Here is a 15484-nt window from a genome sequence, read left to right as displayed (position 1 = left end):
CACGCGAAGTTGAACGTCAGCTGGGAATCAGCGGTGGGCTTGCTGTATGCGGGCGCGGTGGTCGCATGTGTCCCAAATAGGTTCCGGCGGGGTCGAATTCGCTAGGAGTTCGGGACGACCCCGGCGCGACGCAGTGCGTCGACGGTGGTTTCCGGTGAGGTGTTGAAGCAGAACACCGTTCCGCTCAATACGTTGACGATCCGTTCGAACAGCAGGGTGTGCTCCGGGATCATCCGGATCGCGCCCCCGATCATCGCCACGGCGATCGGGCCGTCGGCGAGGTATGCACGGATGTCGCGTTCGGCCTCGTCGGGTTCGGCGCCGACCAAGCAGGACACCGCGTCGAAACCTGCCGCGCGCATCGCGGCGTGCCCCGTTTCGATGCGCGCGAGCAGCTTCGGCTCGTCCAGGTCCGGGAATTGGCTGTAGTCAAGGGATTTCGGATGCAGACCGATTGTCAGGATGCGACCAGTTGCGGGTCGCGGGGACTCTTCGTGGACCATGCCGATTACTCCCGTGCGTCATTTACCTTTGACTACAAAGGTATCATTACGGCACCAGCAGATACCACTCCGCGAACGTGCCCTTGATCGGCCAGGACGCCGCCATGACCTTGGCCGGCCCCATCCCGACCCACAGATCAGCCGTCACGGTCTCCCCCGGCGTCGCATCCGCGCCGACCCAGACATCCTGGGTCCGCGGCCCCGCCGACCCCACCCAGCCCAGCTTCACCTGATTGCCGCACGGACCACCCAGATAACCCCGCGGCGTCACATGCGCCAGCACATGCCCCGGCCTGCGCGGGGCCGCCTCCAGCGCAACGTCGATCGCGCCCGCACAGAACTTCGCGTCCCCGAAGGAGAACAGCGTGGTGCCGACCGTCGTCACCTGCGGCAGCGGATCCGCCTGCGCCGGGGCCGCCATCACCCCCACGCCCAACACAGCACTCACCGCTGCCACCATCCCCGCCAACATCCGCCGCGCCCTCATCAGCCGATAACCCTTCCCGCATAACAAAATTCGCCACCGAGCCACTAACGACATTCACCCGGTCGCAGACACCAAGCAACCGCGCACCATTTGCGCAGCAGCAGTTATTTCACCAGCCAGCGTAGCGAAACAACGCAGACATGTCGGCGAGTTAAGATCTACCTAATAGATCCTGAAGTCCGTCTCCGCCAACGGAATTCGTCGTTCAGTGGCCATGCATCTACTCCGCCTCTCCGCGCATTGTGATTCCGTTGGAGACGACGACAGCGTTGGGCCGCACAGTCGTCCGCAGCATCAGTTGGATGCCCAAGGACAGGTTTGCGCGCAGGCGCCGGGAAGGGTCAGCCCTCGGCTAATTCCTCGGCCGAGGCTTGTCCTGCGGTGCTGGTGCGGCGCAGGAAGTCGGCGATCACCTCGAGTTCGGCTGCGGAGTAGTGCTCGCAGACCTCGTCCATGCGGGTGTTCATTCCGGCGAATACCTCGAAGAGGGTCGAATTGCGTTCGCGCACTGCGCGGAGGGTGACCGCGCGGCGGTCGGTCGATTCCGGATCACGCTCGCGCTGGACCCAGCCGCCCTTCTGTAGCCGGTCGAGGATTCCGGTCAAGGTCGCCGGATGCAGGCCGGCCTGGCGCGCCAGCGCGGTCGGGGTCATCGGGCCGTATCGATTGACGAGGTCGAGGCAGGTCCAGTCGATGTCCCTGAGCTCGACGCGGCCGCCGAACCTGCGGTTGAGCAGCGACAGCTGAATGTTCAAGTCGCGCACCGCTTCCTTGACGGCAACGGTGAGCTGCCGCCGCTGCCGCGCCCCGGCCCGATCTGCTACTGAACTCACACAGCACTACTCTCACGTCAGTTTGTATGGATTCCGTATCGTATCGCGGCGCCGGACCGATCGACGCCACCGCAGACCGGGCCGGTTCACCTTCGGCGAGCCCGCCGGTTCGATCAGGCCGGTTCGACGCGGAATACCGCGATCCGATGCGCCGCCGCGGCTATCCCGTCCGGCGTGGCGGCCTCGGCCAGGCCGGTGGTCACGAAGCGGTTGCCGACGCTCGCGGGGCTGGACGTCACCAATTCGCGCAGCAGCGGGCGACGTTCGTCGACCGGCACCTCGACCAGGCGGGCGGTCGACGACTTGCGTCCTCGGGTCAACGTGACGGTGTCGGCCGCCCGCGCGTTCGCCACCCATGCGGCCTTCGGGAAGGCTTGGAAGATATAGCGTCCGTCGCCCAGCTTGTTCACCGCGATCGGGAACGTGCGCGGCTGCCCGCTCCGACGCCCCTTGACGGTGAGCAGTTGCATCGGCCCGAAAGCCACTCCCCTGCGCTGCAATCCGACGATGACCTTGTTGATCGTGTTGGTCAGCCGACGGTGACTGTCTGCGTTCATGGCCTGAAACCCTTCTCCGAAAGTATCGCATCCGTAAACTACGGTTTTAGTATAGTATCAAACTCATACAATATTGGAGCTGCTCGGAGGTTGACATGCAAGAGGATGCGGAACGGACGAAGGTACGGTTCGCCAGCGGCGACACCGAGTGCGTCGCCTGGCACTATCGCGGCGACAACGGCGCCTGCGTGGTCATGTCCGCCGGCGGGGCGGTGACGAAAGAGCCTGGTACAGACCGGTTTGCCCGCCGTTTCCAGGCCGCTGGGTTCACGGTGCTCGCGTTCGACTACCGGCATCTCGGGGAGAGCGGCGGGCAACCGCGCCAGGTCGCCCGGATGAACGAACAGCTCGCCGACCTGGAGGCCGCGATCGCGTATGCCGCGACCCTGCCGGACGTGGACGCACACCGGATCGCGATCTGGGGATTCTCCCTCTCGGGCGGTCACGTCTGGCGAGCGGCGGCCCGGAATCCGCAGCTCGGCGCGGCGATCGCACAGACGCCACTCACCGACGGACTGGCCGCGGCCACTGTCGCGGGACGCTATCAGCGACCGCTCGCCATGCTGCGATTCCTGGGCCGAGGCCTCGTCGACACCCTCGGCGGCCTGATCGGACGATCACCGCTGCTGGTGCCGCTCGCCGGTGCGCCAGGCACGGTCGCCATGCTCACCACGCCGGACGGTCGCGATGGCGACCGAGCGCTCAACCCGGGCAACAGATATCCGGAGTGGCAGCAGATGATCGCCGCGCGCACCGGGCTCCGGATTTCGCTGTACCGGCCCGGTCGGCACGCCGCTCGGATTACCAGCCCGCTCCTGGTGATCGTGGGCGACCAGGATCAGACCGCTCCGCCTGGGCCCTCGGTGCGGGCCGCACAACGGGCTGCTCGGGCAGAGGTGGTTCGCCTGCCGGGCGGGCACTACGCACCGTTTCTCGATGCGCACGAGCAGGCCGTCGAAGCCGAGCTGTCCTTCCTGCACCGGCAGTTGCTCGGGTCAGCACACGCGGCGGACGCCCGTGGTCGTGTTGAAAGCGTTGAATGACAAGAGGATTCACGTGCCAGTAGACCGCCGCGACGGGCGGACAGAAGACCGAGCCGCGGGCAGACAAACCCGCAGGCGGAGCCAAGGCACGGAAGACCGCGGCTCCGGGTAGAAAGCTCGGTGGGCACGCTCGCCGGCACCGTTGCCGAGGTCGACTTCGGCAACGGTGACCGACACGGAGTAAACCCGGCACCGCCCGCGTTGTAGCGCTTACCACTATTGCGTTCACAACGCGATGGACCGCGGTCCATCGCACGAAGGGAACAAGCGCCGATGAGCCTGCGCCAGTACGAGTACGCCCTCGCCGTCGCCGAGGCGGGCTCGGTGACGGCGGCGGCGGAGCTGCTGCACGTCGCGCAACCCTCGATGTCCCAGCAGATCCGCGGCCTGGAGCGAGAACTCGGCGTGCAGCTGTTCGACCGCACGCCGACGGGACTGGTCCCCACCGCGGTCGGCCACGCGTTCCTGCGCGAGGCGGAAATCGCGGTGAGCGCATCGCGGCGAGCGCGGGCAACCGCGCGGGCCGGTGCCGACGAACTGGTCGGCGAGCTGGTGGTCGCGGCGCAGCTCGGCTTCGGCACGCGGCAGCTGCCCCGCGCACTCGGCGCGTTGCGTCGCCGCTTCCCGAGGCTGGAGGTCACCGTCTTCGAGGAGCCGAGCTCCGCAGAGCTGGACCGGCTGTGCCGTCGAGGCGTGCTCGACCTCGCGCTGATGGCGGAGTGCGAGCGGACCCCGGCCGACGCCCACCACCTCGGCGACGAGGAGTTCGTCGTGGTGCTGGGCGCCGGACACCGGCTGCTCGCCGCGGATCGGGTCGGGCTGCGCGAGCTGGCACGCGAGCCGTGGGTGCGGTTCGATCGCGACAGCGCGCTCGACCGGGTGCTGCTGAAAGTGCTGGGGGACAACGAGTTGACCCCCACCACGGCCGCCCGGGTCTCCCAGACGGCGACGGCCGCGCGCTGGGCCGCCCAGGGGCTGGGCGTGACCCTCGTCCCGTCCTCCGCGGTGCCCGCCGGTTACGAGCACCTCGTGCGGCCGGTGTCCCCCATGGTGTCCCAGCCCGTCATCGCCGTGGTCCGGTCCAGTGTGGGCCGGGCGGCGGCGGCGCTGCTCGAACAGTTGCGTCAGGAGAGTTGGTCCAGGTCCTTCGCACCGGTGTCCTGACGAGCCGCTAGAAAACGCTGCCGCCGGCGTCGACGTGGATCGTCGTGCCGGTGATATAGCTGGCCCGCGGCGAAGCGAGGAAATAGATCGCGTCGGCGATCTCCGACGAGTCGGCCGTGCGCGTAAGCCCCAACTCCTTGGCCACGCCCTCGTTTCCCGCCGGACCCCATTCGGCCAGCACGCCTTCGGTGCGGGTCGGTCCGGGAGCGACGCTGTTGACCCGGACCCCGCCACCGTCGAATTCCGTTGCCCAGGTGCGGGTCAGCGAGGTCAGCGCGGCTTTGGACGCGCTGTAGACCGAGGCGGCGGCAAAGCCCTTGAACGCCGCCAGCGAGGTGACGTTGACGATGCTGCCCTCGCCCTGTTCGAGCATGTGCGGCACGAGCGCGGCGACCAGGAAGTAGGCACCGCGCACATTGGTGTCGAAGACGCGTTGGTACTCCCGCACGCTCTGGTCGACGGTGAGGGCGGTGGGGAACGCGCCCGCGTTGTTGACCAGGATGTCCACCGGACCGCTGTGGCGGGCCAGTTCGGCGACCGAGTCCAGGTCGGCCAGGTCGGCCGAGACGAATCGGACCGCGCCCTCCGCCTGTGCGGCGTGCTCAGCGTCCTTGCCGCGCTGGGCATCTCGGCCGGTGATGATCACCTCGGCGCCCGCACGGGCCAGCAGTCGAGCGGTTGCCAGCCCGATACCGGACGTGCCGCCGGTGACCAACGCTGTCTTGCCCTGCAATTCCATGACCTGCGACCTTTCGTAATGTCTTGTCTGCGTGGGGAATAGCCGTCAGCCGCGCGGGAATTCGCCGCCGTCGAGGAAGAGATTGCTGCCGGTCAGCCAGCTCGCCCGGTCGGATGCGAGGAACAGCACCGCGTTGGCGATGTCGTCGGGGCGGCCGTCGCGACCAAGCGGCACGGCGCTGTCCGTGCTCGGCGCCGCAGTGTCGTCCGTACTCGGCGCGGAATTGTCGTCCGCACCGATGCGCGCCCACAGCTCCCGCGTTTCTTCGCCGCCGGGAGTGGCGGTTCTGCCGGGCGACACGGCGTTGACCCGAATTCCAAAGGGCGCCAACTCCAAAGCAAGTCCCCGACTGTAGGTCTGCAGCGCTGCCTTCGCCGCCACGTAGTGCAGGAACTGCGGCGCCGCGGTGGGCACCGCGGCGGAGGAGATGTGCACGATCATCCCCGAACGCCGTTCCCGCATACCCGGTACCAGCAGCGAGTCCAGCCGCACCGACGCAAGGAAATTCAGGTCCAACGCCTCCTGCCACACCTCGTCCGGGATGGCCGCGGAACCCTGGTACGGCTGCGCCCCACCCGCGTTGTGGACCAGCACATCCACCCCGCCGAACACCTCCTGCGCGGTCGTGGCCAGCGCCTCCGCGCCCGCCCGGGTCCGCATATCGGCCGCCACGAACGTGGCCCCCGCCGGCATCGTGCTCGTCGCCGACCTGGCGGTGGTGAGCACCTCGGCCCCCGCATCCAGGAGCTGGCGCACGATGGCCGCGCCGATTCCGCGAGTGCCACCCGTGACCAGTGCCCGCTTTCCCGCGAATTCGCGCGCTACCGATCTATTCTCGATCGTGGTCATGCCACCGGTCCTCTCGATTGCGTATTTGCCCGCTCGACGGAAAGGATTGGTACCTTGTCGAGCCGTTTCACGGTACGTCCGGAAAAGTACGAGAGGCAAAGACCAAAAGACAGTAGCTGCTATAGGAACTTCCTATGGCACCCAAGAACTTCCGGCCGTGACCGGCCAGTTCATTGATAGTAGAGATTTTCAACCAACAAGTAGATTTCCTCTACTTCCATGGATTACGATGGCAGCATGCGGACCTATGACCAATACTGTTCGATCGCCAGGGCGCTCGATGTCGTAGGCGACCGGTGGACGCTGCTGATCATTCGTGAGCTGCTGATACAGGGCTCGTGCCGGTTCACCGACCTGAAGAACGGGCTGCCCGGCATCGCCACCAACCTGTTGTCGACGCGGCTGCGCGAGCTCGAGCAGTCCGAGCTGATCAGCCGCGACGATGCGCCGCCGCCCATCGCGACCACCCTTTACCGACTCACCGAAACGGGCCTGGCGCTGGAGCCCACGTTGAAAGCGTTGGGGCTGTGGGGACTTCGTCAGATGACCGACGTACGACCCGAGGACGCGTTCCGGGCCCAATGGCTCGCCTACGCACCGGCGTGGTTCGTCACCGACGTCGATCCGGCGGCGCCGTCGGTGACCATTCAGCTCAGCTCGTCCGGTGTCGAAGCTGTCCTCGAAGTCGGCGCGGGACAGATCAATTCACGCACCGGTGCGGCCCCTGATCCCGACCTCGTCCTGGACGGTCCACCGCACGCTGTGCTCGGGCTGCTCACCGGCGTGATCGATATCGAGCAAGCCATCCGGCTCGGGCTGACCACCCGCGGCCGCCGCGACGTGCTCGCCAGGCTCCGGCCCGTCGGGTCGAAAACGACAAGTACATGAATTGCCCAGTGCCACTGCAGGAACCGAGAGAACAGCCATGAAAGAAATACAGATCCCGGCCCAATACGCGACCGGGGTATCTCAGATCAACATCGAGCAGGCGCTCATCGCCGCGGGGAAAGATCTGGACCGACTCGAGCCCGCCGATCTCGCCCTACTCGAGGATTTCCACAGCGGCGGACGCATCGCGACCTACCAGCTCGTGGAACTCGTCGACCTGACGCCCGCGACCGAGGTACTCGACGCGGGCACCGGCATCGGGGGCACCGCCCGTTACCTCGCTGCTCGCTTCGGCTGCCGGGTCACCGGCGTCGATATGGTCGCGGAATACTGCGACACCGCGCGGTGGCTCAATCATCTTGTCGGCCTTGACGATCGGATAGTCGTCCGTCAGGCCGACGTCACCGAACTCCCGTTCGCCGACGGGTCCTTCCAGGTGGTCTTCAGCCAGCACGTCCAGATGAACGTGCCCGACAAGGACCGCCTGTATCGCGAAGCACGCCGAGTCACCGCGCCCGGCGGTCGGCTCGCGGTGTGGGACATCGTCACCGGTGACGGCGGCGCGCTGGACTATCCGCTGCCCTGGGCGGAAGCGCCCGAGCACACGCACCTGGCCACCCCGGCCGCACTACGCACCGCGATCGAATCCGCTGGCTACACGGTCGAACACTGGGCAGACCTCACCGAGGCAACCGTGACAACGATGCGCACCGTGCTGGCGATGCCGGCGAGCCCGCTCGGGCTGCACGCATTCGTCCCCAACTTCCGCGAAAGGGCCGAGCACCTCACCGATGCGCTGGCCGACGGACGACTGCGGGCCGTCCAAGCAGTCGCCCGGACAAGCTGAAGGTGCCTGTCAGACGTTGACTCCGTAGTCGCGGGCGATGCCGCCCAGTCCTGAGGCATAGCCCTGCCCGACCGCACGGAACTTCCACTCGTTGCCATGGCGGTAGAGCTCACCGAAGACCATCGCGGTCTCGGTGGAGGCGTCCTCGGTCAGGTCGTAGCGGGTCAACTCCGAGCCGGTGGCTCGGTCGACGACCCGAATGTAGGCGTTGCGAACCTGCCCGAAGGACTGCTGCCTGGCGTCGGCCTCGTGGATCGACACGGGGAAGAATATGTTGGTGATCGTCGGCGGGGTCGCGGCGAGATCGACGTTGATGACCTCGTCGTCGCCCTCACCTTCGCCGGTGAGGTTGTCGCCGGTGTGCTCGATCGAGCCCTCCGGGGAGCGCAGATTGTTGTAGAACACGAAGTGCCCGTCCGAGAGCACTTTTCGGTCCGGTCCGGTCGCCAGGGCGCTGGCATCGAGATCGAAGTCGGCGCCCGTCGTACCGCGCGCATCCCACCCCAGACCGACCGCCACCGCCGTCAGATTCGGGGCTTGCTTGGACAACGAAACGTTGCCGCCCTTGGCCAGCGTCACACTCATTGCGGTTTCCTTCCTATCGACAGCAAACGATTGCCACGGCCATCCGTGCGGCTGGAACGGCATCGACCCTAAGGCGTCCAGGGTCGTCCGAAACGGTGGTCCGGCGGAGGGTTTCAGAATGTTCACACCGGGTAGCTCGGTGTCCGTCGAGGTGATCGGCGGATCCGGCACGGCCGACTTGTCGACCGCGCTGTCGAGTTGATCGGCGATAGTCGTGATGCGCCGCTGTAGTTCGATCAGCTCGAGCACCGCGCGGCTCAACCGCATACCGGTGCGCTCGGCCGTGTTCGCGGCGCGCACCGCATCCGCATGGGCGTCCGCCACCGCGGCACGTAGTCGCGCGGCCAACGGATTGTGTGTGGAGGCGGCGCGCATTCTCGGCTCCCCCTCACCGGTCATCACCCTTCGACAGTACCGCCAACCCGCATAGTGGCACCTACGCCGATAGCGAATTCAGCTATGACTACCGATTCTGTTCGGCGCAGGCCTACTTGAACAAGCCGATCGCGCGGGCGATGACCAGCGCGATGGTCAGCAGCGAGACCGCCGACTGCACCATCATGATCATCTTGGCCCGGATCGTGTAGGGCATCACATCGGTGGGGCTGAACGCCGTCGCGTTGGTGTAGGCGAGATACAGGTAGTCGGGGAAGCTGGGCGTCCACTCCACCAGTGCCGGATCCAGGTCGGCCTGCTGCGGGAACACGAAATCTCGATGGCGCACCGCGGCACGGGAACCGAGCGGCCCACCCCGGTCGAGCTGCCAATACCACAGGCTGAACACGATCACATTGGTCGCCCAGATCGCGGCACCGGAGATCAGCAGAATGAACCCGTCCTCCTGCTTGCCTTGCGCGATATCGATGACGAGCCGGATGGCCGACCATCCGTTGGTCACCGTGATCATCACGGTGAGCAGGACCATCATCCGGCGCAGCCACCGGGTCGGCCGGGCCCGCCCCCGCGGATCGGCGACCACCAGCCCGCCGAGCAGCACCAGCTCGAGGCCGGGCACCAGTCGATGCCCCGGCGTGAAACTGTTCGGCAGGCAGAGCTGCAGGGCGACGGCGACCACGACCGCGGCCGCCACCGGCCATCGCGAATGCACGATCCGCGTCAACGTCTGTGACGGTTGCTGCTCCGCGGCGAGATCGAGCAGCCGCTCGGATTTGCGCAGCTGTTCCTGCAACTGCCGCAGCGCCTGCCGCGCCGTCGCCTTTGCCGGGTCCGTCAGGCCGGATCGATCCAGGTTGTCCACCGCTTCACCTCCGCTGAGCATCGTCGCCGTCGCGGGCGACCCCGGTACCGGGCAACCGTCCCGTCTTCATCAATTACCTTGGGGCTCAGGCAGATACGGTAGCAGCACATGCGCGAGGTTGCTGACGGTCAGCGACTGCAGCCATACCCGACCGGGGCCGGTGAGGGCGGCGAGGAACAGGCCGTCACCACCGAACAGAATGTTTCGAACACCACGAAGCACGGTGATGTCGAATCCTACTGTGGCATCCAACATTCCGACGTGTCCCGGATGCACTCGCAGCGTCTCTCCTGGCGCGAGGGTGTACTGGAAGACTTCACCGGACAGCTCGGCCCACGCGTAGCCGGAGCCACTGAGTCGCTGCAGCGTGAATCCGGCGCCCCCGAAGATGCCTGCGCCGAGGCGGCGCTGAAAGGTCAGCGCGACGCGCACATCGCCGGTGCCGCACAGGAATCCGTGCCGGTGGACCAGGTACTCGCTGCCGGGCCCCAGCGTGACGGGAATGATCTGACCCGGCAGCTTCGCCGCGAACGCCACGCGCCCCTGACTCTTCGCCGCGGTGTATTCGGTGAGGAACCATCCGGCACCCGCGGCCGCCCGCTTGACGGCACCGAGTAGCCCGCCCGGGCCCACCCGACTGGAGGTGCGTAGCCGGATCGACTCGGTCATCCACGACAACTGCCCGGCCTCGGCGATCAGGTTGTCACCGGGGGCCAGCGTCACCTCGAGCACCGGCATCACCGTGCCGAGAATCCTGGCATCCAACGTCCCTCCCCTTTACTAGGGAACACACGCACTTGCCCCGCAAGAACTTTCGGCTCGCACGCACAGGTAGCGACCCGACACGCCAGGCTGTCGCTTCCCACGCTACGCCCTGTCGAACGGGCTGTGGCACAGCAGTTTCATCGCGCAGCGCCGGGCTCGTCGTTCAGCGGAAGTGGATCACCGAGGCCAGGCCGAAAGCCAAGCTGTATACCGCGAACGGCAGCAGCGAGTTCGACTTGAAGTAGCGCTCCAGGAACCGGACGGCCAGATAGGCGGCGGCGCCTGCGACGATCGATCCGACCAGCACCTGCCCGAGGATGCCGTTGCCCTGCGGGCCGGCCAGGGTCGGCAGTTTCAGCACGCCCGCGGCCAGAATGACCGGGGTCGCCAGCAGGAACGCGAATTTCGCCGCGTCCTCGTGGTCCAGGCCGCGCAGCAGGCCGCCGACCATCGTCATGCCCGAGCGGCTGATGCCCGCGAAGAGCGCGCCGGTCTGGGAGGCGCCGATGATCAACGCGTCCTTGGTGGTCAGGTCCGCCAGCCGGATGTCGTCGTCGGTCTCGAGGTAGCCCTGCGATATCGCCTCGGCGCGGGCCTCGGACTCGGCGAAGCGCCTGCCGTATTCGGCCAGCGTCGGCTGGCTGCGTCGGCGCAGCACCTCACCGGCGATGAGGACAACACCGTTGAGCGTCAGAAACAGCCCGGCTGCCAGCGGTTTGGCGAACAGTGTCCGCAACGGATGCTCCAACAGCAGCCCGAGGACACCGACGGGCACCGTGGCGACGATGACCAGCCACGCCAGCCGCTGACTCGACGTCTCGATCCGTCGGGTGCGCAGCGTGGTGAGGAAGCCGACGACGATGCCGACCCAATCTCGCCAGTAGAACACCAGCAGGGCGATCGCGGTCGCGACATGCAACCCGACCACGAACGCCAGATACGGCGTGCCGTTATCGGAATCGCCCTGGGTGACCAGATCGCTCCACGATCCACCCAGCCACGCGGGCACCAGCACCGAATGGCCCAGGCTGGAAATCGGGAACAGTTCAGTTATGCCTTGCAACGCGCCGATCACCACGGCCTGGGTGTAAGTGAGCATCGTTGACAGCCTCCCACGTGGTCGCGCCGAACGCCGCGCAAGGTAACGCTGCGACCGATCGGCACCTCGAGGACATGCTGCGCCGCCGAACGCCAACCGCTCACGCGGCGGGCACGAAGAACCCGGTGACGTCGGCGAACCGGTCGCCGCCATGGCGCGCCAGATGTCCGTTGGGATTTTGTTGCGGTGATGAGCGTGGCAACAATGGGTGGATGGTCGAAATCGTGCTGGTCCGGGGTGATATCACCGAGCAGGATGTGGATGCGGTGGTGAATGCGGCGAATTCGTCGTTGCTCGGCGGCGGGGGCGTTGACGGGGCCATTCATCGTAAGGGTGGGCCGGCGATCTTGGATGCGTGTCGTGATCTGCGGGCGTCGCATTATGGGAAGGGGCTGGCGACCGGGCAGGCCGTTGCGACGACCGGCGGGAAGCTGGCCGCCCGCTGGGTGATTCATACGGTCGGGCCGGTGTGGTCGGCGCAGGAAGATCGATCGGAGCTGCTGGCCTCCTGCTACCGCGAATCATTGCGGGTGGCAGACGAATTGGGTGCACGGACAGTTGCGTTCCCGGCCATCTCCACCGGCATCTTCGGCTGGCCGATCGATGACGGTGCCCGCATCGCGATCGAGACTGTGCGAGCCGCCGACACCGGGGTGCGGGAGGTGCGTTTCGTGCTGTTCAGCTCGGACGCCTACAACTCCTTCGCCGCGGCAGCCTGATTTCCGACGCTGCCGATCACCGATCAGCAATACGTATTACCCGGTCCGGACCGCCAGCAGGGCTGGCGTGCCTTGTGGTGCAGCGGAATTCATTTCATCGATCAGTACTGCCGACTCCCCTTTCGGCGCCGCCGACGTTGATCTGACGAACGCCGGGAGCTCGGCGAGGGCTTCGCGTCGGCGCACACCCCGGCCGCTGCGTTGCGCGCTCTGTCCGATCAGCACCAGCGCCACGGCGACGGCTGCGTGGGTACGCAGCCATCTCTGCATATCGGGGTGCACGGGCGAGCGAATCCCAGCGTCGGAGGAGACAATTGCCCAACGCTCATCCGAGACAGTGGTTGCTCCTACTCTTCCCGAACAGGCTTGGCCCGAGAACGGCTCATTTGACGCGATTGCTCTGCGGCCGAGAGGTTTCAGAGCGCTGCGGAGGGGGCGTCGTCGACTCCGAGCTCGGCTCTCCCGGCGCCCTGCCAGCCCCGCGGAAGTACCTTGCCCTGGCGGATCGTGGCCGCGCGACCGGCCGGATCGGACAAGACGCTCAGATCCGCGAGCGGGTCGCGGTCGAGTAGCAACGCGTCGGCAACCGAGCCCGCGGTGATCGTCCCGGTGCGGGCGGGCATCGAGATCCGTTCCGCGGCATGCCGGGTCGCGGTGACGATGATCTGGGCGGGTGACAACCCGGCCTTGGCGAACAGCTGCAGTTCCCGCAGCAACGCCAACGGCGGCGACGGTAGCGTCAGCGAAACGTCGCTGCCTGCAACGATTTTCACCCCGGCCGCGTGCATGATGGGCAGAGTTCGCATCCCGTACCGGAAACGGGCCATGGATTCCTCCGCCGGGTGATGTGGGAACGGGCGCCCGAATCCCGGCCGTGCCGCCACCGCCCGAGCCCCGGATTCGTCGAGGATTCCGTCGACCAGAAGTTCCTGCAGGTAGCTGCGGTCGCCACCGTGCCCGAGCTGCTCCCAGGTCACCAGGGTCGGGCAGTAGTAGGTTCCGGAACTCGCCAGCAGGTCGGCAATTTTCCCGGCTTCGGTCAGCTCGTCGTCTCCCGACGGCAAGGGCGCGTGTTCGACGCAGTCTGCCCCGGCGGACACCGCATCCTCGATGTCGGCGTGCGTGCGGATGTGCACGAGCACCTTCTTGCCCGCCTCGTGTGCGGCCTCGACCATGACGTGCAAGGCGCGACGCGACAGTTTGTCCGGCGCCCCCGGCTCGCCGTCGTAGATGAATTTGACGAAGTCGACATCCTCGACCAGCTCGAGCACCAGCCGACGGCCCTGCTCGGGATCGCTGACCTGACGGGCCATGGCCGGGTTGCCGTGTGCCTGAAGCGGCCAGCCCCCGACTCCGGTGAACACCGGACCGGCATAGCAGAGTGTCGCTGTCTCGCCCGGATCGGCTTGCGTCCGCACAGCGCGGTCGATGTCCAGTGAGCCGCCCAGGTCCACGACCGTCGTGATCCCCGCCGCCAGGAAATCGGCCAGCGCCCGGATGACGAAGGGAACCTGCTCCGGTTCCGGCAGCCCGGCCGCGTAACCGGCCAAATGCGTGTGGCTTTCCCACAATCCAGGAATCAGGTATCCGCCCCGGCCGTCGATGACTTCGTCATCAGCAGGCACCGCGTCCGGCGCACAGGGCCGGACCTCGGTGAACCGTTCGCCGGCGACGACGACTTCCGCGTTTTCGATCGGCGCTGCGCCGGATCCGTCGATGACTGTCACGTTTCGAATGATCATGTGAGCAAAGTACATCGGATCCGATATTAATTCTAGATCGGATCCGATGTATCTTGAACGGCATGACGGATTGGCGCCCTGAAGCCGCACCCGCCCAGCTGATCAACCACGCGGCCCGGCTCTTCGCCCTGCTCCATGACAGTCGCTTGCGCGCGCTCGGCATCACGGCAGGCCAGATCCCCGTCCTCGGCACACTGTCCGACGGATCCGCCCTGACCCAAAAGGAACTGGCCACCCGATCCAGCGGCGGTCAGCCCGCAATGGCCGAACTGCTGGCCCGCATGCAACGCGACGGTCTGATCCAGCGCACACCGCACCCGCACGATCGGCGCAGCAGCTTGGTCGCGCTCACCGACCGGGCACTGTCGCTGCTGCCCGAGGCGCGGACCGTGTTGTCGCAAGGCCACGCGGACGCACTCACCGGCTTCGACGAGGACGAGATTCAGCACCTCGCGGCTCTGCTGACGCGGTTGATCGCGAACTTGGAGCAGGCCGTGGCGTCGGCCGGTGACAGCCGAACGGACAGCACGCCGACGGAGCAATCCGACTCGGACTGACCCTGTCCCCGCACCCCTTTCCAGATGGCGATGCGGTACATCGGCCGGCTCACGGCGGCCGCGGCCGCCGTGAGCCTATCGGCATGCGGCGTTCCTCGAACCAGACCCGGCTTCGGCGCGGGACGGGCCCGATCAGGCACTGACACAGAAGTTATGTCGCTACCGGTATAACGAACAGTCATGCGCCCCTTGATCATCTTGCACGGTGCCTGGCTGCAACCGGCCCACTACGATGAGATCACCCAGCACCTGCGCCGCGACGGCATCGATGTCACGGTGCCCGACCTGGCGGGCCATTCCCTCGCCGACAGCACCCGGCTGGTCCAGGACCTCATCGATCAGGCGGCCGAGGCGCCCGTGATACTGGCCCACTCCTTCGGCGGTGTCACCGCGACGGGTCTGAAGGGAATCTCGCATCTGCTGTATCTGTCGAGCTTCGTCTTCGACATCGGCGAGAACGCCCAACAGTGGATCGCGCGGATCGAACGGGAGACCGGTAGCCAAGGCGCGCCACTGCCACTCACCGTCGATGACGCGGGCATGACCCGACTGGATCCGGCCGGTGCCCGCGACGGCCTATTCGCCGACTGCACAACCGAAGTCGCGGATCGAGCGATCGCTCTCCTACGCCCGGAACCCGCCTCGATTTTCACCGACGCACCCGCACATGCGGCGTGGAAGGACACCCCGTCGACCTACGTCGCGGCGACCGAGGATCGGGCGATCCTGCCCGAAATGGTCGCCTACTTCACCCAGCGCTGCGGCACCACCGTGGCCTGGCCGAGCGGGCACTGCCCGTTCCTGAGCCGACCCGCCGACGTCGTGACGCTGGTCCGCGACCACCTCTGA

At 66.8% G+C, this 15484-nt stretch carries 18 protein-coding genes; 7 read left to right on the top strand and 11 right to left on the bottom strand.

Annotated elements, in window-relative coordinates; genetic code table 11:
- Positions 1 to 101: 101 nt before the first annotated feature.
- The 4 genes from ABZ942_RS00195 to ABZ942_RS00180 all read right to left on the bottom strand — a co-directional run bounded on the left by ABZ942_RS00195 (position 102) and on the right by ABZ942_RS00180 (position 2380).
- Complete coding sequence (locus ABZ942_RS00195) at positions 102 to 503, bottom strand: hypothetical protein (RefSeq protein ID WP_357377432.1); 402 nt, start codon at positions 501 to 503, stop codon at positions 102 to 104.
- Between the two features lie 46 nt (positions 504 to 549).
- Positions 550 to 951 carry a hypothetical protein gene (locus ABZ942_RS00190; RefSeq protein WP_357377430.1) on the bottom strand — a complete coding sequence of 134 codons (402 nt, stop codon included), beginning with the start codon at positions 949 to 951 and terminating at the stop codon, positions 550 to 552.
- A 380-nt stretch (positions 952 to 1331) separates the two neighbouring features.
- A complete protein-coding gene (locus ABZ942_RS00185; protein WP_357377428.1) occupies positions 1332 to 1823 on the bottom strand; it encodes a MarR family transcriptional regulator in 492 nt (163 codons plus the stop codon).
- A 113-nt stretch (positions 1824 to 1936) separates the two neighbouring features.
- A complete protein-coding gene (locus tag ABZ942_RS00180) occupies positions 1937 to 2380 on the bottom strand; it encodes a nitroreductase family deazaflavin-dependent oxidoreductase (protein WP_357377426.1) in 444 nt (147 codons plus the stop codon).
- 95 nt (positions 2381 to 2475) lie between these two features.
- On the opposite strand from ABZ942_RS00180, the gene ABZ942_RS00175 reads away from it, so the two are divergent.
- Together ABZ942_RS00175 and ABZ942_RS00170 are read left to right on the top strand one after the other, a co-directional pair.
- Entirely contained in the window at positions 2476 to 3423 is a 948-nt protein-coding gene (locus tag ABZ942_RS00175) for an alpha/beta fold hydrolase (protein WP_357377424.1), read from the top strand.
- A 273-nt stretch (positions 3424 to 3696) separates the two neighbouring features.
- Positions 3697 to 4587, top strand: coding sequence for a LysR family transcriptional regulator (locus tag ABZ942_RS00170; protein WP_357377422.1), 891 nt, complete (start codon positions 3697 to 3699; stop codon positions 4585 to 4587).
- Between the two features lie 7 nt (positions 4588 to 4594).
- On the opposite strand, the gene ABZ942_RS00165 is transcribed toward ABZ942_RS00170, so the two are convergent.
- Positions 4595 to 5326 (bottom strand): SDR family oxidoreductase, encoded by a 732-nt coding sequence (locus tag ABZ942_RS00165; protein WP_357377420.1) that lies wholly within the window; start codon positions 5324 to 5326, stop codon positions 4595 to 4597.
- A 45-nt stretch (positions 5327 to 5371) separates the two neighbouring features.
- Positions 5372 to 6175: an SDR family oxidoreductase gene (locus tag ABZ942_RS00160; protein WP_357377418.1), complete on the bottom strand. Its 804-nt coding sequence runs from the start codon at positions 6173 to 6175 to the stop codon at positions 5372 to 5374.
- A gap of 237 nt (positions 6176 to 6412) precedes the next feature.
- On the opposite strand from ABZ942_RS00160, the gene ABZ942_RS00155 reads away from it, so the two are divergent.
- Positions 6413 to 7063, top strand: coding sequence for a helix-turn-helix domain-containing protein (locus ABZ942_RS00155; protein ID WP_357377416.1), 651 nt, complete (start codon positions 6413 to 6415; stop codon positions 7061 to 7063).
- A gap of 37 nt (positions 7064 to 7100) precedes the next feature.
- Entirely contained in the window at positions 7101 to 7910 is an 810-nt protein-coding gene (locus ABZ942_RS00150; protein ID WP_357377414.1) for a methyltransferase domain-containing protein, read from the top strand.
- Between the two features lie 9 nt (positions 7911 to 7919).
- Here ABZ942_RS00150 and ABZ942_RS00145 read toward each other — a convergent pair whose 3' ends face one another.
- The 4 genes from ABZ942_RS00145 to ABZ942_RS00130 all read right to left on the bottom strand — a co-directional run bounded on the left by ABZ942_RS00145 (position 7920) and on the right by ABZ942_RS00130 (position 11617).
- A complete protein-coding gene (locus ABZ942_RS00145; RefSeq protein ID WP_357379299.1) occupies positions 7920 to 8495 on the bottom strand; it encodes a TerD family protein in 576 nt (191 codons plus the stop codon).
- A gap of 487 nt (positions 8496 to 8982) precedes the next feature.
- A complete protein-coding gene (locus ABZ942_RS00140; RefSeq protein ID WP_357377412.1) occupies positions 8983 to 9753 on the bottom strand; it encodes a hypothetical protein in 771 nt (256 codons plus the stop codon).
- A 69-nt stretch (positions 9754 to 9822) separates the two neighbouring features.
- Positions 9823 to 10518 (bottom strand): AIM24 family protein, encoded by a 696-nt coding sequence (locus ABZ942_RS00135; RefSeq protein ID WP_357377410.1) that lies wholly within the window; start codon positions 10516 to 10518, stop codon positions 9823 to 9825.
- A 163-nt stretch (positions 10519 to 10681) separates the two neighbouring features.
- Positions 10682 to 11617 (bottom strand): undecaprenyl-diphosphate phosphatase, encoded by a 936-nt coding sequence (locus ABZ942_RS00130; RefSeq protein WP_357377408.1) that lies wholly within the window; start codon positions 11615 to 11617, stop codon positions 10682 to 10684.
- 212 nt (positions 11618 to 11829) lie between these two features.
- On the opposite strand from ABZ942_RS00130, the gene ABZ942_RS00125 reads away from it, so the two are divergent.
- Entirely contained in the window at positions 11830 to 12336 is a 507-nt protein-coding gene (locus ABZ942_RS00125; RefSeq protein WP_357377406.1) for an O-acetyl-ADP-ribose deacetylase, read from the top strand.
- A gap of 416 nt (positions 12337 to 12752) precedes the next feature.
- Here ABZ942_RS00125 and ABZ942_RS00120 read toward each other — a convergent pair whose 3' ends face one another.
- Positions 12753 to 14078: an amidohydrolase family protein gene (locus tag ABZ942_RS00120; RefSeq protein WP_357377404.1), complete on the bottom strand. Its 1326-nt coding sequence runs from the start codon at positions 14076 to 14078 to the stop codon at positions 12753 to 12755.
- Positions 14079 to 14140: 62 nt separating this feature from the next.
- On the opposite strand from ABZ942_RS00120, the gene ABZ942_RS00115 reads away from it, so the two are divergent.
- Complete coding sequence (locus ABZ942_RS00115) at positions 14141 to 14635, top strand: MarR family transcriptional regulator (RefSeq protein ID WP_357377402.1); 495 nt, start codon at positions 14141 to 14143, stop codon at positions 14633 to 14635.
- Positions 14636 to 14815: 180 nt separating this feature from the next.
- A complete protein-coding gene (locus ABZ942_RS00110) occupies positions 14816 to 15484 on the top strand; it encodes an alpha/beta hydrolase (protein WP_357377400.1) in 669 nt (222 codons plus the stop codon).

The organism is Nocardia sp. NPDC046473 (assembly GCF_040645995.1).
In the GTDB taxonomy this organism is placed as follows: domain Bacteria; phylum Actinomycetota; class Actinomycetes; order Mycobacteriales; family Mycobacteriaceae; genus Nocardia.
The sequence above is the reverse complement of the archived record's forward strand: the minus strand, read 5'-3'. Positions and strand labels throughout refer to the sequence as shown.

Excerpts from the sequence above, each read along its gene's own strand:
- ABZ942_RS00155 (WP_357377416.1), top strand. The coding sequence starts at position 6,413 with ATGCGGACCTATGACCAATACTGTTCGATCGCCAGGGCGCTCGATGTC.
- ABZ942_RS00160 (WP_357377418.1), bottom strand. The coding sequence starts at position 6,175 with ATGACCACGATCGAGAATAGATCGGTAGCGCGCGAATTCGCGGGAAAG.
- ABZ942_RS00120 (WP_357377404.1), bottom strand. The coding sequence starts at position 14,078 with ATGATCATTCGAAACGTGACAGTCATCGACGGATCCGGCGCAGCGCCG.
- ABZ942_RS00110 (WP_357377400.1), top strand. The coding sequence starts at position 14,816 with ATGCGCCCCTTGATCATCTTGCACGGTGCCTGGCTGCAACCGGCCCAC.
- ABZ942_RS00175 (WP_357377424.1), top strand. The coding sequence starts at position 2,476 with ATGCAAGAGGATGCGGAACGGACGAAGGTACGGTTCGCCAGCGGCGAC.
- ABZ942_RS00170 (WP_357377422.1), top strand. The coding sequence starts at position 3,697 with ATGAGCCTGCGCCAGTACGAGTACGCCCTCGCCGTCGCCGAGGCGGGC.
- ABZ942_RS00180 (WP_357377426.1), bottom strand. The coding sequence starts at position 2,380 with ATGAACGCAGACAGTCACCGTCGGCTGACCAACACGATCAACAAGGTC.
- ABZ942_RS00165 (WP_357377420.1), bottom strand. The coding sequence starts at position 5,326 with ATGGAATTGCAGGGCAAGACAGCGTTGGTCACCGGCGGCACGTCCGGT.
- ABZ942_RS00150 (WP_357377414.1), top strand. The coding sequence starts at position 7,101 with ATGAAAGAAATACAGATCCCGGCCCAATACGCGACCGGGGTATCTCAG.
- ABZ942_RS00125 (WP_357377406.1), top strand. The coding sequence starts at position 11,830 with ATGGTCGAAATCGTGCTGGTCCGGGGTGATATCACCGAGCAGGATGTG.
- ABZ942_RS00115 (WP_357377402.1), top strand. The coding sequence starts at position 14,141 with ATGACGGATTGGCGCCCTGAAGCCGCACCCGCCCAGCTGATCAACCAC.
- ABZ942_RS00145 (WP_357379299.1), bottom strand. The coding sequence starts at position 8,495 with ATGAGTGTGACGCTGGCCAAGGGCGGCAACGTTTCGTTGTCCAAGCAA.
- ABZ942_RS00130 (WP_357377408.1), bottom strand. The coding sequence starts at position 11,617 with ATGCTCACTTACACCCAGGCCGTGGTGATCGGCGCGTTGCAAGGCATA.
- ABZ942_RS00195 (WP_357377432.1), bottom strand. The coding sequence starts at position 503 with ATGGTCCACGAAGAGTCCCCGCGACCCGCAACTGGTCGCATCCTGACA.